16 protein-coding genes are annotated in these 26,748 nt (G+C 38.9%); 14 read left to right on the top strand and 2 right to left on the bottom strand.

What is annotated here, in order from left to right; translation table 11 throughout:
* Positions 1-84 precede the first annotated feature (84 nt).
* From CWB85_RS01910 to CWB85_RS01890, 5 genes are all read left to right on the top strand, one after another.
* Positions 85-2,616, top strand: coding sequence for an endo-acting ulvan lysase-like protein (locus CWB85_RS01910; protein WP_249314759.1), 2,532 nt, complete (start codon positions 85-87; stop codon positions 2,614-2,616).
* A gap of 165 nt (positions 2,617-2,781) precedes the next feature.
* Positions 2,782-4,476: a hypothetical protein gene (locus tag CWB85_RS01905; protein WP_138553956.1), complete on the top strand. Its 1,695-nt coding sequence runs from the start codon at positions 2,782-2,784 to the stop codon at positions 4,474-4,476.
* A gap of 104 nt (positions 4,477-4,580) precedes the next feature.
* Positions 4,581-6,044 (top strand): sulfatase, encoded by a 1,464-nt coding sequence (locus tag CWB85_RS01900; RefSeq protein ID WP_138553955.1) that lies wholly within the window; start codon positions 4,581-4,583, stop codon positions 6,042-6,044.
* 100 nt (positions 6,045-6,144) lie between these two features.
* On the top strand, positions 6,145-7,635 hold the full coding sequence (locus CWB85_RS01895; protein ID WP_138553954.1) for a sulfatase family protein: 1,491 nt from the start codon (positions 6,145-6,147) through the stop codon (positions 7,633-7,635).
* Between the two features lie 247 nt (positions 7,636-7,882).
* On the top strand, positions 7,883-8,299 hold the full coding sequence (locus tag CWB85_RS01890; protein WP_171038976.1) for a VOC family protein: 417 nt from the start codon (positions 7,883-7,885) through the stop codon (positions 8,297-8,299).
* Positions 8,300-8,471: 172 nt separating this feature from the next.
* Here the strand turns inward: CWB85_RS01890 and CWB85_RS01885 are convergent, their stop codons facing one another.
* Positions 8,472-9,713: a type II toxin-antitoxin system HipA family toxin gene (locus CWB85_RS01885; protein ID WP_138553952.1), complete on the bottom strand. Its 1,242-nt coding sequence runs from the start codon at positions 9,711-9,713 to the stop codon at positions 8,472-8,474.
* Positions 9,706-9,981 (bottom strand): helix-turn-helix domain-containing protein, encoded by a 276-nt coding sequence (locus tag CWB85_RS01880; protein WP_016710358.1) that lies wholly within the window; start codon positions 9,979-9,981, stop codon positions 9,706-9,708. Before CWB85_RS01880 ends, CWB85_RS01885 begins: the two co-directional genes overlap by 8 nt.
* Positions 9,982-10,591: 610 nt before the next feature.
* Here CWB85_RS01880 and CWB85_RS01875 point away from each other — a divergent pair.
* The 9 genes from CWB85_RS01875 to CWB85_RS01835 all read left to right on the top strand — a co-directional run bounded on the left by CWB85_RS01875 (position 10,592) and on the right by CWB85_RS01835 (position 26,490).
* On the top strand, positions 10,592-11,230 hold the full coding sequence (locus CWB85_RS01875; RefSeq protein ID WP_138553951.1) for an RpiB/LacA/LacB family sugar-phosphate isomerase: 639 nt from the start codon (positions 10,592-10,594) through the stop codon (positions 11,228-11,230).
* Between the two features lie 434 nt (positions 11,231-11,664).
* Positions 11,665-12,597, top strand: a complete 933-nt coding sequence (locus CWB85_RS01870; RefSeq protein ID WP_138553950.1) for a hypothetical protein — start codon at positions 11,665-11,667, stop codon at positions 12,595-12,597.
* 18 nt (positions 12,598-12,615) lie between these two features.
* On the top strand, positions 12,616-13,794 hold the full coding sequence (locus tag CWB85_RS01865) for a hypothetical protein (RefSeq protein WP_138553949.1): 1,179 nt from the start codon (positions 12,616-12,618) through the stop codon (positions 13,792-13,794).
* A 393-nt stretch (positions 13,795-14,187) separates the two neighbouring features.
* The gene (locus CWB85_RS01860; protein ID WP_138553948.1) at positions 14,188-15,936 is read left to right on the top strand and encodes a sulfatase-like hydrolase/transferase; all 1,749 of its coding nucleotides are present in this window, start codon (positions 14,188-14,190) and stop codon (positions 15,934-15,936) included.
* A 605-nt stretch (positions 15,937-16,541) separates the two neighbouring features.
* On the top strand, positions 16,542-19,715 hold the full coding sequence (locus tag CWB85_RS01855; protein WP_138553947.1) for a BNR-4 repeat-containing protein: 3,174 nt from the start codon (positions 16,542-16,544) through the stop codon (positions 19,713-19,715).
* A 213-nt stretch (positions 19,716-19,928) separates the two neighbouring features.
* Positions 19,929-20,621, top strand: coding sequence for a 3-keto-disaccharide hydrolase (locus tag CWB85_RS01850; protein WP_138553946.1), 693 nt, complete (start codon positions 19,929-19,931; stop codon positions 20,619-20,621).
* A 45-nt stretch (positions 20,622-20,666) separates the two neighbouring features.
* The gene (locus tag CWB85_RS01845; protein WP_138553945.1) at positions 20,667-22,373 is read left to right on the top strand and encodes a GMC oxidoreductase; all 1,707 of its coding nucleotides are present in this window, start codon (positions 20,667-20,669) and stop codon (positions 22,371-22,373) included.
* An 11-nt stretch (positions 22,374-22,384) separates the two neighbouring features.
* Positions 22,385-22,957 (top strand): gluconate 2-dehydrogenase subunit 3 family protein, encoded by a 573-nt coding sequence (locus CWB85_RS01840; RefSeq protein WP_138553944.1) that lies wholly within the window; start codon positions 22,385-22,387, stop codon positions 22,955-22,957.
* 404 nt (positions 22,958-23,361) lie between these two features.
* Positions 23,362-26,490, top strand: coding sequence for a TonB-dependent receptor (locus tag CWB85_RS01835; protein ID WP_138553943.1), 3,129 nt, complete (start codon positions 23,362-23,364; stop codon positions 26,488-26,490).
* Positions 26,491-26,748 lie beyond the last annotated feature (258 nt).

Here is a 26,748-nt window from a genome sequence, read left to right as displayed (position 1 = left end):
TTCGAATAACCAAGAATAAAACATTCACACACAATAATTTAGGAACTTACGATGTTTGCAATTAACAGCAAAATGAGTTGGAAAATGCCATTACGATCCCTAAGTGATAAGCCTTGCTTAGCTGTAATGTCTGTTATTTTAGTTGTACTGACAACATTTAGAGTGTCAGCTGCTGAGGTTGAGCGCCCGTCAATTTGGGTAACAAATTCAGAGCGCCCAGAGATTTTAAACAAAATAAAAACCGAGCCATGGGCTGAGTCTTTATTTGAAGAGCTTAAACACCGTGTTGAGCCAATCGCTTCACTTAATAAAGAAAAACGTCTAAAACCGCTAGAAGAGTTGCCACTAATTTGGAGTGAAGATAAGTCTCAAGCCCCGACTTTACCTAATTTCTTAGTGAAAGATGGTGGTACTAAAGAGCAGCTAACACGCGTTGTTAAAGCACTTCAAGACGGTGTTGATTGTGGTGTGATGTATTATTTAACTCAGGAAGATAAATACGCCGCCTGTGGTGCTGACATTCTCAATACATATACCAACGCATTAATGCTAATGAAGGTCCATAAAGAAGGCGCTATGAATTCAAGTTGGATGTTCCCTGGTGATCATCTTTACGAAGCGCGCGTAATTGGTGCACAGCTGCCAATTATTTACGACTTTGTTTATCCGTATTTGAAGTCAGGAGGTAAGGTTTACGATCTGCAATCGAATAGCTTAGTCGCGTTTGATTTTGCTCAAGCACAAAGTGTATTTAAAACGTATGTTTGGTTAGCATTAAACAAAGGGTTATTGGACTCAAACTGGCCAGTTCTTGAGTCATCAAGCTTAGTACATAATACGTTGGCTTTAGATAACCCAAAAGAAATTGCGAAAAACCTGCCTTATTACACACATGTGGATACTAAGCATCAAGCCTCTTTGAAAACAGTAGCTAAAAGCTTTGAAAATGAAGGGGATATATGGCCTGAATCTTTTCAGTATTCAAAACATGTTGCAGCGTTTTCGGTGTACTTAATGACTTTACTTGACCGCTATGACCCGACACTAAAGTTGGGACAAAAATATACCAATATTCCTGCGGCATTTACATCATATTATGATCTTCAATATCCTAATAATGAATACCCCTATATTGGTGATGGTCACCGTACTTATAAACCAGAGTATTCTGCTTTAGAAATGTCATTGTTGTTAGCAAAATTAAATAACAACGAAAAACAGATAAATGACTTTAGTAATTACCTCGCTTCGAGCATAAATGCTGGCGTATATGTTCGTGGGCATCTGCATAAGCGTTCTTATGGCGCGAGCCCGTATTACACGCCATTACAGTTATTATGGTTTACCAAAGAAATACAAAGCAGCCAAGAAGTAGACGTAGCACCACCACGCCCTAGAACTAAGCGTCTAGAATATGCTGGTATGAATATTCAACGTAATATTAGTAAAATTGACCCCGTTAAAAATAGCTTGATGGCATTTGTTGCTGGTGGGTCTTATATTCATGGTCATGCCTCTGGCATGGATATGGAGCTATATGGTCAAGGTCACGTACTTGGTGTCGATGGTGGTAAAGGTACTTATAGAACACCAATTCATGAAAACTATTATAGATTGTTTGCAGCGCATAACTCTGTAATTAGTAATGGTGCATCAGCCTCTAGTGGTGATTGGATCAACTTAGGTATTAACCGTGTGACATCTATTGCTATGGAGCCTGCAGCAGGTGAAAAAGGAGTCTCAGATAAGTACTCATTTAATACTTCTTCTTTCTATGATGAGTTTAATAAAGTATCACCAGCAGACCACCAGCGTACTTTAGCTTTAATTAAGCTCTCTGACACGAAAGGGTACTACCTTGATATTTTTAGAGCTAAAAGCAGTCATCATCAAGAATTTCATGACTATGTATACCACAACATTGGTGATCACGTTTCTATCACCTCACATGCCAAAGAAGTAGGTTTACGACCAGATGCTGAGAGATATCAAGCTGCGAGTAAAACTCCTTGGGTTAAACATAAAGACTATCAACACCCAGGCTGGCATTACTTTGAAGATGTTAAAACAGCTAAAAAATCTTCACAGCAATATGAGGCAACGTTTACAGCGAGTAAATTAGGGGATAAATCAATTGCGATGCGTGCGTTGATCCCTGCAGGGCTTGATGTAGAACTTACTACTGTAAACGCACCGCAAGCTTATGGCGCGTCTGCACCATATAATAAAAAGCCATTACCAACGTTTGTAATGCGTCATCAAGGTCAAACGTGGAGTAACCCATTTACTGTTGCGTATGAATCTATCACTGAAGGGGAAGACTATGCGGTTAAGTCTGTTGAGCGTATCTTTTCTAATGGTGAATTCAAAGGTGTGAAAGTAAGTGCTCACGTCGATGGCAGATCTTTAATCCAATATATTGTTCTTCAAGAGAATAATGATGACGTGTATGAAGATGCATCATTAGGGATTCATTTTCAGGGGCAGTTTGCTGTTGTTACTTTAAATGACCAAAGTGAACTTGTTGATATGTATATTGGCAAAGGCAAAAGTTTACGATTCAAAGATCACTCACTTAGCTCGTATTTTAAAAACTCGGGTTATCTGAAAATTTAATTTTTAACGCGTGAACTTTGAAAGCGGTGGGGTGTGGTTTTTATTAATTTTAATAAAATCACGCCCGACTCAAGTGAATCAGGGCCAAGTACTACTCTTTGTTAATCACTTTTAAATCATTTCTTAGTTGATGCATCAATAAACTCAATTTTTAAGTGTCTCATTATGCAATTATCAACACGACGCCAATCGTTTACCTTTGATAGCTTTAAAAAGGTAATAGCGATAAATATCATTTTTACATCGGGAATTTTAATTTCTGCATGCTCTTCAACAACTCATACTGACGACGAGCAAGCTTTTTTAAACCAAAGAGCGGCTTTGATTGAGAAATACTCAGCAACAGATAATGTTTTTGCTGCTTTAAAAGCACAAGTTGATCCTAGCCAGCAAGAAAGTAAAGAGTATTGGCGTTGGCGGGTAGATCAGTATCTATATGGCCAATACCCAGAGTACCAGCCAATTTATGATACATATTCACAGAATAAAACTTTCCATCAAATTTACGATTTACCACCGGAGAATTTAGGACCTAAAAATACTTTACCCACATCTGTACCTGATTTGCCTGAAGGATTTTTTACCGACAACTTACAAGGAAATCCACATACTGGCTGGCATGATGTAATTGGTGACAAAGTATATATTACTTATCAAGGGCATTTAACAGACCCTTATATTGCTAGTTATGATCTTAAAACACAGCAATGGGATGGACCTTATAAAGCAGCTGAAAGTACCCTTTCAAAAGGCGATAGAAAAATTGACAGTCATGGTCGGCCAATTATTGAACAGGATAGCAAGGGGCACTTTCATATTATTTATGGGGGACATGGCGGTGAAAGGGAGGACGGGTTAAATCCGTTGTCAATTGATACGCCTCATGCTGGCGGTAGGATGCTGCATGTAATGTCAGAAAAACCAAATGATATCAGTAAGTTTGTATACGTGAATGACATCACACCGTTCGCTTCATATACCGCGAGCGAAAAAATGGCTAATGGTGATATTTATCTATTTACTCGAGCGGGCACGCATAAATCGCCATGGGTATATTACAAAATGAAAAATGGGGAGCAAACTTTTGAGCCTCCCGTCGTTATCACTATACCAACCCCGCAGGTAGAAAACCCTATTAATGTAGACACCTTTTATATTAATCCCATGAAAGTGTCGGATACGGAAATAGTGATCAGTTCTTTATGGCATGAATGCAACTTCTTAGAGGTGCATGACAAGTCAACGTATAGTCGTATTAACGCTTATTATATGAAGCTGGATACTACAACTGACACATTCTATAACGCCGAAAACGAAAAGTTAACGTTACCAATTACGTTAGAAGTCGCAAATCAAAAAACACTTGCCTTTGATTCTACGCAAAGAGAAGAAACTCCCTTTACTACAGCCCCTCTTATTCTGTCTGACAAAGCTCCAGCTGTTGCTTATCAAGCGCGAACTAAAGACTACAGAGAATGGCGAATGACAGTCTTTAAAGATGGTCAATGGGAGCATAGTAAACCCATGCCTGGCACTGCTAACAGAACCTTAGTTGACAGTGAAAACAACACGATATCAAACATAGGAAAGCTAGAAATATTAACTAAAGAACCTAATCGCTATACAGCGGCTGTCACTTATAAAGACCGGCAAGGTAAAGCAGTTTTTGCTATTGCAAAAAGTGATGATGCTCAACGTTGGCGCATTGACCAAACTTACTTAAATCTAGCTAAATCAAGAATCGAAATGGAAACTGTAAAAGCCAGCAATGGTCAAGGAGTGGCTGTTTTACTCAACGTTAAAAAAGGCAGTGCACAGCGTCTGTATCTATGGCGTGATGGTCAGTTTCGTCCACGCTAATTAATACATACTCTTTATTTGCAGAGGACGTATGAGTTGTATTCATCCCCTTTGCTTATATAAGACGACAGTGTTGCAGATTAAAATATTAAAGGATAATTACTATGAAAATTATTTTTAAAAATAGCAAGCTAGTTTACAGCTTTATACTGCTTATGAGCTCGTTGTGTATAAGTTCTAAAGGCGCAGCAGCTGAGGAAGTCAAAACAACCAAAATTACAGAAAAACAAAATATTGTGATGATAGTGATTGACGACCTTAGACCGGTGCTTGGCGCATATGGAGATGAAAAAGCGTATACCCCCAATATTGATGCCTTAGCGAAAGAGGGGGTTACGTTTGACTATGCATATAGCAATGTACCGGTGTGTGGAGCATCTCGAGCAAGTATGTTGACTGGCTTAAGACCCACAAAAAACCGTTTCATCGACTATAAAGCGATGGCAGAGAAAGATGCGCCTAATGCAAAATCACTGCCGCAAGTTTTAAGAGAGTCTGGCTACCATACAATTGGTTTGGGTAAGATTTTTCATAATGCTAAAGATTTAGCAACAGTGAGCTGGAGTGAAAAAATACAGGTATCTGGTATGCCTCATGCAACAATGTTAAACCCAGATTCGAAAAACTATATTAAAGAAAATACTCACGTTGAATGGCTAAAAAATGGTCCTTGGTACGAAACCGCTGATGTGCCTGATGAAGCATACCCAGATGGCAAAGTTAAGCAAAAAGCATTACAAGCTCTAACGCGGTTATCAGCAGAACAACAACCGTTTTTTATGAGTGTGGGTTTTATCAGACCACATTTACCTTTTTATGCACCGAAAAAGTATTACGATTTGCACCCAAAAGAAAAATTCACTCCCTTTTTCTTTCGTGAGCGTCCTCATTTAGCGCCTAGTTCTTTACGTGGCTCAGGTGAGATTCACACCTATCACTTTAAAGATTATGAGTATAATAGTGATGCATTCCACCTTTCTTCAATTCAAGGCTATTATGCTTCAGTCAGTTACATTGATGCATTAGTGGGTGACATTGTTGATAAAATAGATGATCTTGGTTTACGTGATAACACAACAATCATGTTGATCAGTGATCATGGTTTTCAGCTTGGCGAGCATAATTTTTGGACTAAGCACACTTTGTTGGACACTTCATTACGTATACCTATGATTGTTTCTTCGCCACATGCAGTGAAAAATCAAAAAACTAATGCATTAGTTGAGCTCATTGATATTTTCCCTACTATCACAGAAATAGCTAATATCAATCCATCAATAAAAATTGATGGGGAAAGCTTTGTTGATGTCCTAAAACAGCCAGATCGTGTACATAAAAAACAAGTATATAGCCGCTTTAAAACAGGGGACTCTATCATCACAGATAATTATATTTTCTCGTCTTACATCACAGAAGATAACAAGATTGAGGAAATGCTATACGATCACTCAGAAGATCCTCACGAAATAAATAACGTCGTTAATGACCCGCGTTATCAAAAACAAGCTGCTGCGTTAAGAGAGCAGTTAACAGCTTGTATAACGCTACGTAATTGCAAAACTAACTAATGGCTTGATGCTACCGTTGTCTAGTGAATCTCCTAGGCAACGGTAATATAAGAGTTAAATCAAATTTTATTTCTATACCATAAAATAACTAGAGTTGAACATGAAACAATCATCAACAGTAATAAGTTTGGTTAGTTTATTAGTATTAATGCTAATAAATACAACTAAAGTACATGCGAACACTACAGTTGCTCAAAGCACTAATATCGAGAACAACAGCAAGCCAAATATCATTTTTTACTTGGCTGATGACCAAGACATTACAGATTACGGTGTATATGGTAACGAGAAAGTTCATACACCAGCCATTGATAAGTTGGCACAAGAGGGGATGCTTTTTAATCGAGCATTTACAGCACAAGCTATATGTGCGCCAAGTAGAACGCAACTTTTTACTGGTAAATATCCTTTAAAAAATGGTGCATTTGCAAACCATACTCCAACTAAGCCAGATATTTCCTCTGTTACTAAGCAAATGAGAGAGTTAGGTTACCAAGTTGTATTAGCGGGTAAAAGCCACGTAAAGCCAGCCAGTGTGTATGATTGGGACCAAGAGTGGGAACCAGTACCAAAAGAAGGTGTTCCGCGAGACTATATTCCACTTGAAAATATTGAACGCTACTTTAAATCTGCTACAAAACCATTTGTTATGTTTATTACCTCTAAGTATCCGCATGGCAAGTACTTTGATGTAAAGAACCCAGAAGTAGAAGATATTAAGTTTCATCCATTTGATAGTCACCTTAAATCAGATAAAGCCTATATTAAGAAAAGAGCAGGCTATTATCGCAGTATTGCTGAGGATAATACGCAAATCGAACACGTCTTAAAAATGGTTGATAAATACTTAACAGACAACACCTTATTTATATACAGCGCAGATCATGGGGTATCTGGTAAATTTACAGTTAAAGACATCGGTTTAAATGTACCATTTGTAGCACGATGGCCGCGGGTTATTAAACCTGGGTCTACTTCAGGGCAATTGATCCACTATACAGATGTATTGCCTACCTTTATGGATATTGCTGGTGGCAAGCAAGACTCAAGTATGGATGGGAAAAGCTTCTTACCTATTCTTGAAGGTAATGATGCTCCAATTCATCAGTATGTATACGGCATACGAACTAATCAAAATATTATCAACGCGCATATTTTTCCATCTCGTATGATCCGTGATAAACGCTATAAGTACATTCGTAATTTTAACGCACTTGAAGTTTTGGATAAAAACTTAACCGATAACCCTAATATTAATGTGTTTATTCGCCAAGGTGCTATGAAGCATAAAGATGAACCTTTTGAAGAGTTATATGATTTAGACAACGATCCATTTGAGCAAATAAACTTAATTAATGACCCTCAATTACAAAACGTAAAACAACGGCTAAAAACACAATTATTCAGCTGGATGGCAGAGCAGGGTGATATCTTGGATGAGCGACTTGGAAACCTGCCTATCATAAGTGCACCATTATTTAAGTTAGATCAAAATAGACCGCCACTGAGAACCAGTGTGAGTAAAGAGCATCAAAATATATTAAAGCCAGAGGATTACTATGTAATCGAGCATTGGGAAAATAAAAAATAAAAACAACCGAAGGGGCAAGTTGATATAGTGCTTTTATATCCTCTTTGTTGCTTGGCCCAGATTATTGGTTACTAGCGAGGCTCCTTTTGATACGGTATAAGCTAGGGTATATGGGCACCAAGCGGTAAAGTTGCGCAGTAACAACCAGCTGTTTGTGTTTCTCAACATTTAGATAAACAATTCTTAACCCTCGAATAGGGTTGCTGAAACCTGAAAAACTTAAAATTAGAATATAAGGTGAATTAAAGTGAGTAACTGCTTTCATTATGCTTTTAAAGTTAAAGATATTGCTAGTACAAAAGACTTCTACATAAAAGTATTAGGGTGTCCAGAGGGAAGGTCGACTGATAGTTGGGTTGATTTTGATTTGTATGGAAATCAATTATCTGCACATGTGGGGGTTGTAGATAAAGAGCTCGACTATTGTGGAAAAGTGGACGGAGTATCGGTGCCAATACCACATTTTGGTTGCATACTTACTTCAGCTCAATTTGATGAGCTGGCAGAAAGGCTGGAGAAAGCAAAGGTGAAATTCATTATAAAACCTCAAATTAGATATGAGGGCAAAAGCGGTCAGCAAAAAACAATGTTTGTGCTCGATTATAGTGGAAACCCTTTAGAGTTTAAGTCATTTGAGAATGATGACGAGCTATTTAAATCCTAATATCTGAGTGGTATTTTCGGACAGTTTTGTCGTGATAGTTGTTTGGAATACATATAATCACCTATATCGATGATTATAATTTTAAAGTTATTGAAGTGTAGAGATAAAATTAATCATTCCACACTGTGGAATGATTAAATGCGACTGACTCAGTTGCATAGGTCAGACAAAATTAAACTTGCAGCGCTTTATATTTTTTTACCATATCCTGATCAATCTCCTTGATTAGATTAGGTGACAAGCCTAGATGTTTGGCCTCATGACTAAACAAGCGTGTTGTTTCAAATATTTCTTCAGCCATAAGAAAAATCGCTTTTTTTGAAGATAACCCCGACTGAGCAGCTAACTGGTCAAGTGCGCTCTTGGGTGTTTGGCCATTACCACCAAATGCCGTCATATGCTCTTTGTAAGAGTTAGGGCTGTATACAATGTCGTAGAAAGGCGATAACGTCCAGTTATCGGCGTCACTGGCAAGAAAACTGAAGTTCTTGGAGTGATCATCTTGGTTAACAGTCAGGTAATTAAACAAGCAGCGCTTAATGAGCTTCTGAGACTCAGTGATACTGCACATGATGCGCGTAGCTTTAACTAAATCAATATAATCCAAAGAAGGCTGTCGAAACGGTGCATCTAACAACCCACACGCAGAAATCATATGGACTCGACCGCCTTGCTCGGTGCAATCGAATCGTTCCTGCTCTAGCCAAAATCGTCCATTACCCGTATCAATCAAATTAAAATCAGGAACCTCAATGCCGACATTACGGGCCATCTGCATGTAGCAATATTCGACTAATGATTCAGAATGCTTCAAGTCAAACTTTTCAGACGTCAGCTTAACGATAAGCTTTGTACCTGGCGCGTCATCTAATGTTGAATATTCCCCATTTGATAAACGTGTTATGTTCATTTTGGGCCTAGCACCACCCGAACCACCAGTATTCATTAAGTGCTCAAGCAGAGCTGACTCGGTGCCTTCAAACTCTTCAATCGCAGCGCGGCCAAGGGTAATGATATCAATTGACTCTTTGGACTCATCAAGTAAATCTAATTCTGGCTCATAGCTCAACGCACCCATGCATCTGTCACCTAGGTAAGCCAAACGCTCTAACGCGGTAATTTCCTTTGGGTTATGGTTGTTCTGTCTAAATACACGATCCATGAGATAAAGACCCCAACCATCGGGGAGACTATCCCCAAAAACCCCATGAATGCCGTAATGCGGCTCTCTAGGCGCAGCTTGCAGGCTTGTATCTGCCTTTAAATTAAATGGAGCTAGAGAGGTTGGGTGAGCACCTAAATAATCCTCATCAAATTGAAAAAAGCTTTGCTTTCTATTTTCAACGAGCTTGCCAACAAGTACTTTTTCACCTGTGCTAAGCGTTCGTTTTACGGTTAGTGCTGATTCAAGCATGTTTGAGCACATCCTCTATTGATTTAAATTCAGGCTCAGACGACTTTGTCAGGTTTTTCACTTTTTTCAAGTCACCGACTGTTTCATAAAGCATGAGGAACTGACGCAATGAGATGTTGCCAGATGATTCAAACTTGCGGATTGTCGCGTAAGGTACGCCAGAGAGATCAGCCAGCTTTTGAACACTGAGTTTATCCTTTTTTCGAGCTGATTTGATAAACTCTTTGAGATCCATCTGTAAGTCATAAGCGGTATAAAGGGATAACATACAGTCCTCTAAAAATTGCTATTATCTTATCGATTATAGCACAAATATTGATTTTATTGCTATCACTGTAGCAGATTGGTTTGTGGCTGGTGTTGTTTTATAGCATAAATGATAGTGCTAGCGCTATCATTTATGCTACAATGGTAGCATTTTGGAGGTATTTTCATTTTTATTTACTATCATGGTAACAGATCTAAAGGCTGATGCCTTTCTGGTATACAAGCTAGGAATCTAACATTGGGCTAAGTTGAAATGTCGGCTTAAAAAGTTCGCGGGTGTTCCTCACTTGTTATTCAATATCCGGAATTAGTTGACCACAATATTTGCATGCAACCTGAATAACAAAGTTGGTATCTTTTGGTTTGTTGAAAACACATTATTTAGATAAAAAACTATTTAAGAAGCATATTTTGAATGACATAAAAGCAAATCCTTCTTAAGTAACAAAGGCTAAGTTTTACAGACCCTCATTAATTATTGCTTAATCAGGTTTAATTAATATGGTTTAAAACAAGCTTAATGACCTTTTCTTAGGCTTTTACGTGTTAATTTTTACCTAAACAAATGATACACTGAGGTCAAATTCACTCAATAAGGTGTAAAACAAATCATGAAAATAGCGTTAATGATGGAAAATAGCCAAGCGGCTAAGAACCCAGTAATTTTAAATGAGCTTGAAGCTGTGGCTTTGCCATTAGATCACAGCGTGTTTAACGTTGGTATGAACGGTGAAAACGATCATCACTTAACTTATATTCATTTAGGTATTATGGCGGGTATTTTACTTAACGCTAAAGCGGTCGATTTTGTTTTTACTGGTTGTGGCACTGGGCAAGGGGCGATGATGTCTTCAAATGCCCATGACGGAGTGTTTTGTGGTTATTGTATCGACCCTTCTGATGCCTTTTTGTTTAATCAGGTAAATAACGGTAACGCATTAGCGCTTCCTTTTGCGAAGGGGTTCGGTTGGGGCGCTGAATTAAATGCGCGTTATATCTTTGAAAAAGCACTTACTGGTGAGCGCGGTGCTGGTTACCCTGTTGAGCGCAGAGAGCCGCAGGTTCAAAATGCCTCAATTCTAACGCAAGTGAAGTCAGCTTTAGTTAATCGCAGTTACGTTGAATCATTGAAAAATCTTGATCAAGAACTAGTTAAAACTGCTGTATCAGGTGAACGTTTCCAAGCGTGTTTATTTGACCATGGCCAAGATCAAGACATTATTGATTATGTTAAGTCTTTATTAGCTTAATAACCGGTTGGCATTTTATTGCAGACGGTAAATAATGGCCCTTAAGTTAGTACTAACTTAAGGGCCATTTTTATTTATAACATTTTTGATCACTTACCCAGTCTTTATTGATTTCAGCTGGTGGTGTGTCTAACGATGTCTTTGCTTCATTGACAATTACTTTCCTTATCGAATCACTTAATAACACCCACCTTTTTGCTGTTAAATTACTTGCCTCAAGTTTCTTAGTCAGAATTAAAACTGCGTTACGCAGTTATTTTCATTGCTGCAACTTGGGCTTAAGGGAGTTGTCTAGTTAAGATTGTGCTCAAAATACAAGCAATTAACAGTTTGTTAATTTGCTGATATTCAATTACAATCATATTTACTCAATTTAGGTCAATAAAAATAGCTATTACAAATTACCGACTTTTATCAAAATAGAGAAATAAACAATGAGAAAACTATTAATCCCTTGCATTATTTTAAGCACTTTTTTAAGCGTAGCTTGCAGTAAGACCACTGCACATTTGGAGGGGGAAACAAAAGAATATTCTTCAGAGCAAATGATAAAAGGCGAATTTGAACCCCTGAATCCTCCTAAAGGTCGTTTGGCTGTAGTTATAGATGGTAACTCTCCTGATCCCGATGATATTGGCGCAACACCTGTAATGCTGGCGCTTTTACAAAATACCGGTTTATCTAGTCGCCTTGTTCATTTATCTCATTCCTGCGATTTAGATCCTTTTAGAAACAAAGCGCGATATCAAATAGATGCCGAAAATGAGATGCGCCGACAAAATAAACTAGATGAGCTAAGTCGCAGAGGTATTGATTTATTTGGGCCATTTAATAATTTACGCAGTTTTTATAATTGCAGGGCCGACCAAGTAGGGGCAACACAAGATTTAGTTGATGCAATTAACACATCATCTATTGATAATCCGCTGTGGATAATTGAAGCTGGCGAACCTGATCTTATAGGTTATGCACTGGAAGCTGCAGAAAAAAGTAAAATACAGCATGTTCATGTTGTTTCTCATCACCCTGCAAATGATAACAGTGGTGATTTTTTTACTTGGCAGCAAATTTTAGATTTTGGTGTAAAAGAACACCAAATAGGAGATCAAAATGTTGCTCTACAAGGGCCTATAGCTGATTGGGATTGGGCCAAAAACCATTCAGATAGCGGCATTGCATTTATTTGGGAAATGATGGCTTACGCTGAGAAAGATGGTGTTGTTCCTTTTCAAACTAATAAATTTGATTGCTCTGATGCAGGGATGATTTATTGGTGGATAACGGGTGCTGATAATGGTGGTAATAAACACTCCACACCAAAAGAAATAAAAGACGTATTACTGTTAAATACCGTTAATAAAAGCTAAAAGTTTGAGACCCAAAATATGAAATTAAAGCTTTTCCACTTACCGCTCATTATAGCGAGTATTGCAGCTACAACGACAAACATTTATGCGGAGCAGGTTTATCACGAGGATGCAGGCTTCGTGGTCATAGAAGCAGAAAACTTTTCAACCCAACATCTAGATGATAAGAGGCGATGGCTGGTGTTTTCAAAAAATACGCCAGCTCATAATTTCGCTGATGCAGATCAAGCTCATTATCATGACGCTAGTAACGGTTCCTATATTGAAATACTTCCCGATACCCGCAGTAATCATCACGAAGCGCTAGTTAGAAATGAGAACTTCACAAATGATGCCGGCACAATGGCAGTGCTAAGTTATCCCGTTTATTTTGAAACACCCGGAAGATATTACGCTTGGGCAAGAGCATACAGTACCGGCAGTGAGGATAATGGGGTGCATTTAGGTATAAATGGGCAGTGGCCAGAATCAGCGAAGCGCTTGCAACTATGCGAGGGAAAACATGCTTGGACATGGTCTTCTGCACAGCGAATTGAAACAAATCATTGCGGTACACCCAATACCATTTATGTTGATATACCCCATAAAGGCGTTCATACCATTATGATATCAATGCGCGAAGATGGCTTTGAGCTTGATAAATTACTCTTAACTAAAGACAAGGACTACATACCTGTAGGCAAAGATAAATCAGAAACCCTAAGTAGCCCGAAGCCATTACAAGAGAAAACACAACTATTAGAAATAACTGATTACACGCGGGTTTTATACGCTATAGACGACTTTAAGATAGAAAATACGGGTGAAATTCCCTATTACCAACATAAAGCAGAGAATGCTTTGGCTATAAATGCGGTGAAAACTGCTTACAGAAATAAATTTGCGCGTGCAGAATATATTGTACAGGCCAAAGAAGCCGGAAGCTATATTCTTAACTTAGTAACATTGGCAGAAATAGACGGCGAGTCGACATATCTTGTTTCAATAAACGACAAAGTGATTGGCGAGTTTACTAACCCTGAAACGAGTAATGATTACCAAGAAATATACTTTAGCATGCAAAGGGTTGAACTAACTTCAGGCGATATAATAAGCGTTTCTTCTAAAGCCGTCACCAATGGTAAAGTTCCTGAAAACGGAGGGACCGCATATGCCAGAGGCAGATGGCGTGCGCTAGTACTTAGCAGAATTAATTAATGACGTATTTATTGTTGCCGTGATTTGTTGTGCGCGGCGCAAATCGAAATACCATTTACTCCAATCAGGTAATGCTTGCGCTTGTTTTTGCAACATTACCACCGATTCGCCTTGATCAAGCATAATAATAGTCTGGTTTTGCGAGGAGTTTTGGCACAAAAAAGGGCTAAAACGATTCTTAAGCATAAATAGAGACAATACTTATTTAAGGTGGCGATATTTACTGTTACGCCATAGTTTCAATTGAATTTGATTGAAAATGATATATTGTGACTGTTGTGAGAGCGAATTGTTACATATTTAATATAAATATGGAGTAATTTATCGAAAGTGCATAGCCATTTTATTAATCCAATGGTTTTGCTTTTTTAAACATTAGGAGGTAGTTCGCCTGTGAGTCGCATTCAGTTTAGTTATAAAGTTATTATGGCTGGGGTACTTTTATTTTGTGCAAATACTGTATTTGCAGAGGCAAAAAAAGAGAACGACAGTAAGAAAAGCAGCGCTACTAAGCCAAATATCTTATGGCTAGTGTTAGAAGATATGAGCCCTATTATTGAGCCGTATGGTGATAAAACTATAAAGACGCCAACAATCACTGAACTTGCCAATCAAGGGGTAACTTATACGAATGTTTACTCAACCTCGGGTGTATGCGCTCCGAGTAGAGCTGCAATAGCCCTTGGTATGTATCCTTCATCTGTTGGCGCTAATAATATGCGTACAACGTCAAATACAGAAGAAACTGGTTTACCAAAGTATGAAGCGGTGCCACCAGCCAGTGCAAAGATGTTAAGTCAATATCTGCGTGAACATGGTTATTACACGACGAATAACTTAAAAACAGATTATCAATTTCAGGCACCAAAAGGCGCATGGGATGAAAGCGGTCCTTACGCCCACTGGCGTAATCGCAAAGCTGGACAACCATTTTATGCAGTGGTCAACTTTACAACGACTCATGAGTCTGGGTTATTTGAACCTTATGGCTTTAGAAAAATAGAATCACGTCATTATTTTTCTGATGATAGGAAAAAGATTGCCCAATTGCCTCAACACCATGCGGTAAAATCATCTGAAGCAGACACACCGGTTCTAGTGGCCAAAGATCTTGATTTTCCTATCCCACCTTATTTACCAGATACGCCAATCGTCAGACGTGATTTATGGAAAATGTACAATAACTTAGCAGAGACAGATAATCAGATTGCAGCCGTATTACAGCAGTTAAAAGACGATGGTTTGTACGATAATACAATTATTATGTTTTATTCAGATCACGGTGGCCCTTTACCACGCCAAAAGCGTTTGGTGTACGACAGTGGCCTACAGGTACCGTTTATTATCAGATATCCTAACGCTGAAAATGCAGGCGAGAAAGAGGATCAACTTGTTAGCTTTGTTGATTTTGCACCGACATTATTAAGCTTGGCTGGTATTGATATACCAGCTCATATGCAAGGACGAGACTTTTTAGGAGCGCAGCAAACTGCAGAGCGTAAATATATTCATGCGGCAGCTGATCGGTTCGATGGTTTTACTGATGTTATTAGAGCCGTAAGAAATAAGCGATTTAAATACATACGAAATTATAGACCAGAGCAGGGGTATTATTTACCTGTGGCGTATCGTGAAAAAATTCCAACCATGCAAGAGTTACTGCGCTTGAAAGGTGAAAATAAATTAACAGCAGAGCAGTCTTTATGGTTTAGAGAGAAAAAAGATCCTGAAGAGTTATTTGATTTAGCTAATGACCCACATGAAATCAATAACATCATTGACGACCCTAAATATGCTAAAGTAGTCGGTGAATTGCGTGCTGAGATGGACCGTTGGTTAGTTGATATTAATGATGATCCACGTGTCTCGGAGTCACAACTAATAAAAGATTTATGGTCAGAGAGTAATACGCAACCAGTAACTCAAGCACCTAAGCTTATTGTTAAAAATGGTAAGTTGTATATTAGTAGCTCAACACCTGGTGCGGTAATATCTTATCAATCATCAGATGCAGATGAATCTTCTGCATGGCAGCTGTACCAGCACCCTGTGCCAGTAACTGCTCAAACATCACTAAAAGTTGTTGCACATCGAATCGGTTATAGAGAAAGTGCGCCTGTTGTTTATAACCCTATTCACTAAGAGATACACTTTGGTGTGTGGTGAGCAACCCACCTTTTGAAGTACCGTATATATTGGTGGGGTACTTGAGTTTCACCTTATGACTGTTTTTAAGTTTCTTAAAAACAGTCTGTTACTTTATCGTCTTAAGGTGTCTAACTAGTTTTGATCGAATTGGAAATAAACACCTTGCCGATTGTGAGTAAGCACACCAACCTTTAACTCTGATGAATCTGATAGTGTATGTTTTACTTCTAGCTTATCTATTGGTTTAAAGGTCATCGTTTAATACCTGCTCGATAGAAGTTGGTGCATTGTAATAACTGACTTTTCACTTTAACCCAACATTTAAAAGCTATTTCAAACCTCCAAGCAGCAATGCAGCTAAGGTAGGCGCATTATTATCTTTGCTACTAACAAAGAAGCATTAGCCTAATTTTGGCCTTTATTTGTTAACAATATTTGAATCTATTTGGTTTGTTTTGATTTAATTTGATCGTTTATGTGTTTTATTGTAGTGTTGTTAACCTCTAATTAACATTAGGGGTGAAGTTTTATTTTTATGACATTACACACAATTAAAACAAGGGGTCTTTAGATGACACCGACTATAAATAGAGATAATTATGAAAAACTACACAATAAAATCTTTGCCTAAACTGGCAACATCACTGTTTCTCTTTAGTTCTTCAATACATATAGCGACTGCGCAAGCGGATGTGGTATTAGAGCAGCAAGTTAAAATCTCAGATATTGGGCTACATTTTGACGGTCAAGATCTCGATTTTGGCAATGTTGGTGATCCCGATACAGGTCAATCATATGATTTCTTTTTTGGCCGAAATATATCAGCCCATGGTGATGCGGTAAAAACGTATAAACATTATGTATTTATGACATGGTATAAGGGTGGTAAGTATGACCGTAATGTGATGCTAAGTCGTTACAATACGCTAACAGGGACTTTGGCGACGATTGAATTTCCTCATCGTCATACTGGTTTTAGAGGTGATCCATTAGTGGGGGAGTCGCACAATACGATTGGGTTGGCTGTTAGTCCTGTGAATGGCACTATTCACATGGTTTACGATATGCACGCTTATGATGATAACAATCATGGTGGAAAGTTTAAAAATGACTTTTTCCGTTATTCATTCAGTCAAAATGGTGCGGCGGATTTGCCTGATGAGCAATTTACATTAGATAAATTTGTGAAAGACACCAGTAGTGTGAGTCAAGGAGCCGATGATTATAAGCACTTGACCATGACTGGAGATTTAGCCGACAAAGGAAACTTTGCACGTTTAACATACCCGAAGTTCTTTACTAATACTGATGGCACATTACTGCTTTATATGCGTTTAGGAGGAAACAATAACGGTGCCTATGTATTTAACCGTTATGATGCGGAAACTGGAAAGTGGTCAAGTTTCACTAAATTTAATAATAATAATCAAAAAAGCTTTGGTAATGAGTACAACTGGGGCCTTTACGGCAACATGAAGTACGTTAATGGTAAGTTGCGAGTTGGCTTTCAGCAACGTAGTGGTGATAACGACGATAGGTATACATATCAAAACGGTATTTATTACGCTTATTCAGATCACCCCGATGGAGCTGGTCAGTGGAAAAATCATCAGGGTGAGCCAATGACATGGCCGCTTGTCAATTCCGATGAGATTAAAGTTTTAGAGCCAGGTGACTATATTAGTCATCAAGAAGCAAACTCTGTTTATATTGTTGATAGCTTTGACTGGACTGTGACTCAAAAGGGTGATGTTCACTTTATTAGTAAAGCACGTTCAAGTGATAAAAACCGTCCTGATTATGAGGAAGTTTACTTACATTCTTATAAACCGGCTGGTGCGACTGATTTTATTACTACAACAGATTTTGTCGGAGCTAGTGAGGTTTATACCGCGGGTGATAATATTTACATTATCGGTTTGAAAAATGGTCGCCCGTATATTGAAAAAGCTAAAGGCGGAACCAATGATTTTACAAGAGTGTATGAAGCGACTGATGGTCCTGTATTCGATCACGGCACCATTTATATTAAAGATGGCAAAGTCTATTACTATTTGATGGAACGAGGTGCGGGTAATGCCTTACCACTTCACTTGCAAATCATTGATTTAGATATTGAAGCTGATGCAAACGCACCTGTTGTGAATTTTCCGTCCACATCACTAACTGTAGAGGAAGGTTATAATGAGTTATCTTTCAGCGTCTCTGCGACAAGTCCTGTTGCACAACGCACGATAAGTAAAGTTGATTTATATGTCGATGATACGTTTATTCGCTCAGATTCTGCCGCGCCCTTTGTTTGGGGCCATCAAAATAAACCAGCAGAACTGTTAGGGCTATTACCAGGGACTCACACTTTTAAGGCAGTTGCTACTGATAGTGAGGGCAATGTTGGCTCGTCTACCATGCAGTTAATTGTGCAATCGAATGGTCCTAAATTGAGCTTTCCTGAACCTAACTTAACGCTACAAGAAGGCTATGAGCAGCTTTCATTTACCTTGCAAGCGACAAGTCCAGTTACTGGTCGCAGTATAGACTCGGTGACTTTATATATTAATGGCGAACTAGTTCGTAAAGATAGCGCAGCGCCTTTTAATTTTGGCCATCAGTTAAGCCCTCATGAAACTGGTGCAATGGGCTGGTTAGACACTCATGAACCAAACCCATCACCTCTGGCGGTTGGCACCCATACTTTCACAGCTGTGGCTATCGACAGCGAAGGAGATGAAGGCACTGCAACGATGACCTTAAAGGTACAAGGCGAACCAAAACCTCCTATTGTAATGTTCCCTGAAGAATCGATAACTGTTTTTGCCGGTTATGAAAAATTGGGGGTGACAATTGCGGCAGAATCTCCTGAGGATGATCGAACCATTCAGTCCGTTACGCTTTATGTAAACGGTGAGTTGGTGCGAACAGACACTAAACCTATATGGAACTTTGGTCACTCCTTTGCGCCTTATGAGCTTGGCGCTATGGGGTGGTTAGAGCAACATGAGCCTAACCCTAACCCGCTTGGTGTTGGCCACCATACTATTACCGCTGTGGCTGTGGATAGTGAAGGTCTTGAAGGAGAAGGTTCGATGACGCTGATCGTCGAAGAAGTCCCTGCACCGAGTGTTAATTTTGTTGAATCAGAGGTTAGTTTAAATGTTGGTTATGAGTCCTTATCGCTCTCAGTGCATAGTGAGTCTGTGGTAAATGGGGTTGATATAGAGCGTGTTGAGCTTTATGTTGATGATACGCTGGTTCGCGATCTTTGGCAGCCACCATTTACATGGGGTGGGGAAGAATACCCAGCTGAGTTACAAGGGCTACCTGCTGGCGTTCATGCTCTAAAAGCTGTAGCTACTGACAGTAATGGTAAATCATCACGCGTTGAAATGCCTCTTGTGGTTAAACCTTCGATCGTATCGGTAACTTCAGAACATGGTGATTATTTGGCATCAAACCTATTAGATGGTGATATAGCGGATGCTTCAAACTGGCGTGCGGCTAAAAATGGCACTCAGTTTGTTGTGTTTGATTTGGGAGAGTCGAAGACGATTACAGGCACACAGCTTTGGACGCAGGCAGGTAAAGAAATAAAATACCAAATCTATGTGGCTGACGATATTGATAGCGAATACTCAAAGGTCGCCAAACATCAAAACAGAGATAGTTATCATCAGCCAAGTACTACTTCATTTTATGCTGAAGGCAGGTACGTTAAATTAAAAGTGATTGGTAACTGGCCAAGTATCAATGAGTTTAAAGTGTTATTTCAACACTAGCACTCACTTCTTCTAAAAAATACAGTCGCTCGTTATTAGGTGATACCTTGCGGGCGACTGACGCTTACAGTAATAGAACTCCTCGGTAGAATAAAGCTGATTTGATTTCAACATTAGGCTCATCTTTTATTTTTAAGTTGCGTAAAACCGACTTTATATGCCAATATCAATCAGAATTAATCACGCACAATCATATCTATGGAGGCTATTTTGATGCGCTTAAAACTATTCTTGTTTGTTTTATTCTCGTTTTGTATCGGTGTTTGTAAGGCTGAACAACGCGTTAATCTTCTTGATCCGCAGTTGAGTCAATTTGTTAATGTCTATGCAGATGGTGATGCAAAATTCGTAGATGGCGAGTTGCATTTATTATCAACCCAGAATTGGTTTTTAACGACGAAACAACGGTATGACAACTTTATCCTTACGGTGGATATTAAAATGCCGCAAGTGAAAGAATATAGCAATTCCGGCGTTATTTTCAGAGGTCAAATTGAAGAAAATGACAAAGGTAAATTTGTTGTTGGCTATCAGGCGGAAATTGATCCGAGTGAGCGACGTTGGAGCGGCGGATTATTCGATCAAGGTCGCAGAAAGTGGCTTTATCCTTTACACCCTAAACGCAGTCATCGGGATGAAGATTTCATAAAAAGCTATTTACCGCAGTGGTCAGAGCAACAAGCGAGCGCTTATAAACAGGGTGAGTGGAATCATCTACGGATTGAGTGTAATGGTTCTACGTTAAAAATATTCCTCAATGGCGTACTTACTACCCATGTTGAAGATACTAAAGATAAGGAAGGTGTGATTGGGCTGCAACACCACGGTAGCAAATTATATAAAGAAACAGGTCATAGCGATAACGTTGTTAGGTTTAGAAACATCTTTATCGAAAAATTAATTTAACAAACCAACTAAAAATAACAACTATAAAACAAGAGGATGAGCAAGATGTATGACGTAATTGTTGTTGGCTCTGGTATAACCGGTGGTTGGGCTGCTAAAGAGTTTTGTGAAAAAGGCTTTAAAACATTAGTCATTGAGCGTGGTAGGCACATCGATCATCGCGGGGCTGAATATACAGATATGCAGGCACCTTGGCAGATAGAGAACCGTAATAAGGTTCCAGAACTTTTTGATGAAGAAGGCCGCTATGCGATGATTGAGCGTAAAGGCTATTTTAAAAACGCAACAAAACAGTTTTTCATTGATGATAAAGAACACCCAATCTCTTATCCAAAAGAGAGTCCTTTTAAATGGATTCGTGGTTATCAATTGGGCGGCCGCTCACTCACATGGGGTAGGCAGTCACTACGCTGGGGAGTTAAAGATTTTCAGGCAAATGCGAAAGATGGTAACGGAGTTCCTTGGCCTATTGGTTATGAAGATTTAGCTCCTTGGTATGATTATGTTGAGTCTTTTATTGGTGTTTCAGCAAACAAAGATGGTTTGGATACGCTACCTGATGGTGTGTTTCAGAAACCGTGGGAAATGAGTTGTGCTGAGAAATTTATCTCAGAAAATTTGAAGAAAGCGTATTCCGATAGACGGTTAATTATTGGCCGTTCAGCTAACTTAACTGAGCCGACGAAAGAACAGATTGAACTAGGGCGAGGGCAATGCCAAGCGCGTGCTTACTGTAACCGTGGGTGTACTTTTGGTGGTTATTTCAGCTCATTATCAGCGACATTACCCGCAGCTGAGCGTACCGGTAACTTAACAGTCGTTACCGATTCAATTGTTGAGTCTGTTAATTACGATGACAAACTTGGCAAGGCAACTGGTGTAACTGTTATTGATGCGCACACGAAAGAGAAACGTCAATATCGTGCAAAAGTCATATTTTTATGTGCCTCTGCGTTGGGGACGGTTCAAATTTTGCTCAATTCTACATCAAAGTCATTTCCAAATGGTATTGCTAACTCAAGCGGAGTTGTAGGTCATTACATTATGGATCATTTTTCCGGTGTATTAGCAAATGCTGAAGTTCCTGGATTTGATGATAAGTTCTCGATAGGACGCAGGCCAATTGCAACTTATATTCCTAATTATCGTCATGAGCAAAAAGATGGCGTCGATTTTGTCCGAGGGTTTGGTTTTCAAGGAACAGCTCAAAACCGCAGTAATACCGGTACAACAGCAAAAAAAGTTGGGATTGGAGCAGCAGTGAAAGAGCAAAGTAATCAAACAGGTCCTTGGCGGTTTAGAGCGATTATGTACGGTGAAATGCTACCAAACTATGATAATCATGCGCGGTTACATTCAACTGATAAAGATCAATGGGGTATTCCAATATTGCATATTGATGCTCGTATCAGAGATAACGAGCGCAAAATGATTAAACAAGCAGCAAAAGACATTAAAGAAATTTTAACTGTTGGTGGGTGCGTTGATATTCAAGTGAATGAGTTCCCTGAAAGCAAACCTATTTTTGTCGGCGATCGTGTACATGAAATGGGAGGAGCGTGTATGGGCGAAGATCCAAAGAGCTCTGTATTGAACAAGTGGGCTCAAAGCCATGATGTAAAAAACTTATTTGTTACCGATGGTGCCTGTATGTCTTCATGCGCTACTCAAAATCCATCTTTGACATATATGGCAATTACAGCTCGCGCTGCAGACTATGCAGCTAAACAAATGAAACAGGGCAAACTGTAGGGGGAATTGGCATGTCTAACATTAATATAAGTCGACGTGTTTTTATTGGGGCGTCAATGTATTTAGTGGCAACACCTATATGGGCTTCTGTTTTTAATAGCGCTAATGCGTTAGCTGTATTTACTGAAAGTGGTCAGTTTTTTACTGCAGATGAGTTAACTATTCTCACTGATATCGCAGAAATCATGATCCCAAGAACCAACCAGCCCGGCGCTACAGATGCTCATGTAATTAATGTGCTAGATGGCTTGATGTTGAGTTGGGCTGGTGTAGAGACAAAGTTTAGATATAAATCGATTATCAAACAGGTTGAACAAATTGCACTAGCAAGTTTTAAGAGTGATTATAAAAGTGTCTCACAGTCTGATAGAGAAAGCCTTATCACTGAGTTGGATAAGCGCGCATTTGCAGATCGAACATCAGAATTATCGATAAGCTATCGAAAGTTAAAAGAAATGATATTTCATATTTTTTATACTTCTGAAGAGGCTAATCCAAACTTTATGTTAGTTCCTGGTACATATAAAGGGTGTATTAGCCAAGATCAACTAGATTTGTACCACGCTAATGGCAGAGTGACTTAAGCGCTTTATATTGCTCTGGTATCAAAGCAACAATGGCCATCATGTTGATGGCCATTTTTTATGACACAACGACTCCCCCTTTATTTTGTCATATAAAATAATCATTTCTGGTCATAGTTGTTCATTTGCATGTTTTTTATTGATTTTTCCTATCTGTTATCTCTATAAATTATATTTTAAAGAGTAAAAAAAATGGTTTAACTATAATTTAATTTTTCATATCCTTTTGTTTATTAAGGTTTTCAATAAAAAAAAGACTGAAAGTGATTAAATTTGATTTAAAATTGTTTTTTGTTGTGTTACGGTGTTGTTAATTAGCGGTTTCGATTGTTAATTGGGGGATGTATACAACCAACTCATATAAAATAAATAGTAACCAACACACACAATTTATGGGGAATACAATGTTTAATAAAGAGAGAAAAAAACTCAACTCAACGGCACTAATTGGTGGTTCGTTAGGTCTAGCTTTAACATTATTTGCACCTTCAATTTTGGCTCAAGAAGTTAAACAAGTACTGGATAATAATCAAGAAACTTCAAAAGCAAGAATTGCAGAAGCCGAAGCAAGAGAACAAGAAGCCGAGTTTGAAATTATCCAAGTACAAGGTGTTCGAGGCGCTTTAGAAAGTGCATTAAATACTAAGCGAGACGCACCTTCTATTGTTGATGCTATTTCTGCATCAGATATTAATGCTTTACCAGCGTTAGACTTAGGTGAGGCACTGCAAGCCATTCCTGGTATTCAGCTAGAGCGATCTGAAGAAGGGCGCCAGTCAGAAATCAGTCTGCGTGGTTTAGGTGGTGGATTTGTAAAAACTACTGCTGCAGGTCAAAGCTTTGCAACACCGAGCCGCAGTTTTAGTGATGTTGGTGAAAGTAACCCATTTGCTGCGTTTGAAGCTAGTGTATTTGATGGTGTTACGGTAGTTAAAACCCCTACAGCAGATATGCAAGCTGGTGGAATTGCAGGTATTGTTGATCAAAAATTGCAACGTGCATTATCAAAACCAGATGGCAAGTACAATGTTAGTGTCGGTGGCCGTTACGAAGACTTAACTCAAAATTGGGACCAATCTATTAAGTTCCAAATGAGTAAACACTTAATTAAAGATGAGCTTGCCGTAGCATTTAAAGTTGCACAGTCAGATCAAACTTTCCGTCGTGATACTGCTAACTTTACCAATTATGCGCCGTTGATTGGTGATGCGCATGGTGAATTAGACAGTAACCTTCGTGTGAACTCAGAAACAATTGATGCTTATCGTGCGAAGTATGGCATCCCAGATGGTGCAGCGGTGCGTAGCCCATCTTCAGTACGAAATGTAACAGAATTCAGTGATGGTGATCGTATTTCTTTTACAGGTAACATTGAGTGGCGTCCTATTAATGATTTAACTTTAGGTGCTAATTTAATGTATACCAAGCGCGACTTAGACAGTGGTACTAAGCAGGATGCGCAATTTAGTGCGGGTTATAACGAAAATAAGCCTGAAAACAGCGACAGGTTTTACATGATCGAACCTGATATGAATACTGCACCATTTTTGTACGATACAACAGCTGATGGTTCTCCAGTTTATGCTGTTAGTAAAACATCGATCACTGATGGTGAATATATTTTTACAAACCGTGAAACGACCTTTTTTGAAGAAGCGAAAGGTTTATTCTTATACGGTGATTATGTTACAGATAACTGGGTTTTTAATACCGTACTTACACATTCTGAGTCAGAAAATGAATTTCAAAATGTTGGCTTAGACTTCAGAGCAACAGGGCACCATAAAGCACAAACACGCGTTAATGGTGTGTTGGTGGATACTGTTCCTACAGGGATTGGTATTCAACTAGATTCTGGCCAGGGAGACTTAGGACAGGCATCCGTGAGCGCACAAGGTTGGGATGATTACAACTATGATATACCTTGGGTAAGCAGTGATGATCTAGCATCACTTTCGTTAACTACAGCGGATCCTCTAAATGGCAATAAACGTTTAAGCCATTATGTCACTGGTCGTATTGATAATCCAAAACGTAAAATGTCTAGTGGTGAATTTGATGCAAAACGTTATGTCGACTTTGAACTTAGTGAATTTTTCAATGTAGGCTCAGTAAAGTTTGGCGTAAGATACAGCCGTGAAGTACTTGATAATCTTGATCAAGGTATCGGTGCAGCAGGTATTAACGCTGATGCGGTAAGTAGCCAAAGTATAAGTCATAACTTGGTCTCTGATGGTCAGACAGAGTTCTTTAATGGTAATTTCCCAGGTACGTTTGGTGCTGATAGTGGTTGGCAAACAATTGATAACTTACCGCATATTGCCGCACTGCAAAATGGTATGTCAGACATTGAAGGTGGGAATATGACATCTAGCGGGTTCTATGAGCGCTTTGTTGGCCCGCATCCACAACGCTATGCAACAAACTTCAGTGTAGAGCAAACAATTTCAGCCGCATATGCGATGGCAAATTTATACGGTGATATTGGCAATGTACCTTGGTCTGGTAATATTGGTTTACGTTATGTATACACCAATAATGACTTTGATGGCATAAAGCGTGATCGCTCTAATGGTGATATTTTAGTGCCTACAGTTATTGGTGATGATTACGATCATTGGTTACCGTCTTTAAATTTATCATTTGATCTATTGGATGATTTAGTGCTGCGTACTGCATATAGTGAAGGTTTTGTGCGTCCTAATCTACGTGTTATGACGCCCACTACAGATGTACAAGGTGGCAACGCAAACGCAAACGTAACCCTACCGGCAAGCTTTGTAAAACCATATGACGCGAATAACTATGATTTATCACTTGAGTGGTATAACCGTGAAGGTAGTGCGGTGTCTGTGGGGGTTTTCTATAAAGAGCTGACTGGGTTCTTTGAAGAGAGAGAATCGTGTCCTGAAGGTGATCAGTTAGTTATTGACGCGCTAGGTAGTGATATTGAGCGCGAAGATAACCCTGCGACAGGCGGCTTTACTTGTACGCAAGTTGAACCGTATATTGGTGATGATGGAGATGAGTATTACCGTTCAGTTGTTGTTAAAGAAATAGTGAATGACAATGACACGATTAAGTTAACAGGTGTTGAATTCGCAGTTCAACAGAAGTTAGACTTTTTACCTTATCCGTGGAATGGTTTCGGTGGTGTATTTAACTACACCTATATCGACCAAGATGGAACTGAAGATAGCCAGCTATACAAAGTTGCACCAGAATCATTCAACTTAATTGGTTATTATGAAAATGATGGCTTTAGTGCTCGCCTAGCCTATAACTGGAAAGATGACTCATATATTAAAGGTGATAACTCTTACCTCGGCGTTCAGCCTCGCGTTCAGCAAGCGAATGGTCGTTTAGATTTAGTGACATCTTATGCGTTTACTAAAAACTTTAGAGGTTATTTAAGAGGTTACAACTTAACTGATGAACAACGTTATGAGTACTGGGGCAATAATGAAAAAGCAGTTTCTCGCGTTGACTACACTGGTCGTATTTATGAAGTGAGCTTTAGCTATAGCTTCTAAATAAAGAGTTTCATTTCTTATTTAAAGCCCAGCAATATCTTTATTGCTGGGCTTTTTATTTTTAGGTTCCTATAGCAGTCCTTAATTACAGTAACTTACTCTGTCATAATTAGATGTTGTCACTTTTTAACGACTTCTTGATGTTATTATATTAAACATAGTATGTTTCATCCTGTGCTGAATTATATTATGTGGGATCAACTTTACTGTGATTGAAAACTTAATTTCATGGGATTTTTTTGCGCGCTGTATAGTTCC

It is taken from the genome of Pseudoalteromonas sp. S1727 (assembly GCF_005886375.1).
In the GTDB taxonomy this organism is placed as follows: domain Bacteria; phylum Pseudomonadota; class Gammaproteobacteria; order Enterobacterales; family Alteromonadaceae; genus Pseudoalteromonas; species Pseudoalteromonas haloplanktis.
Note: the sequence above shows the minus strand (reverse complement) of the source record. Positions and strands in the feature narration are given on the sequence as shown.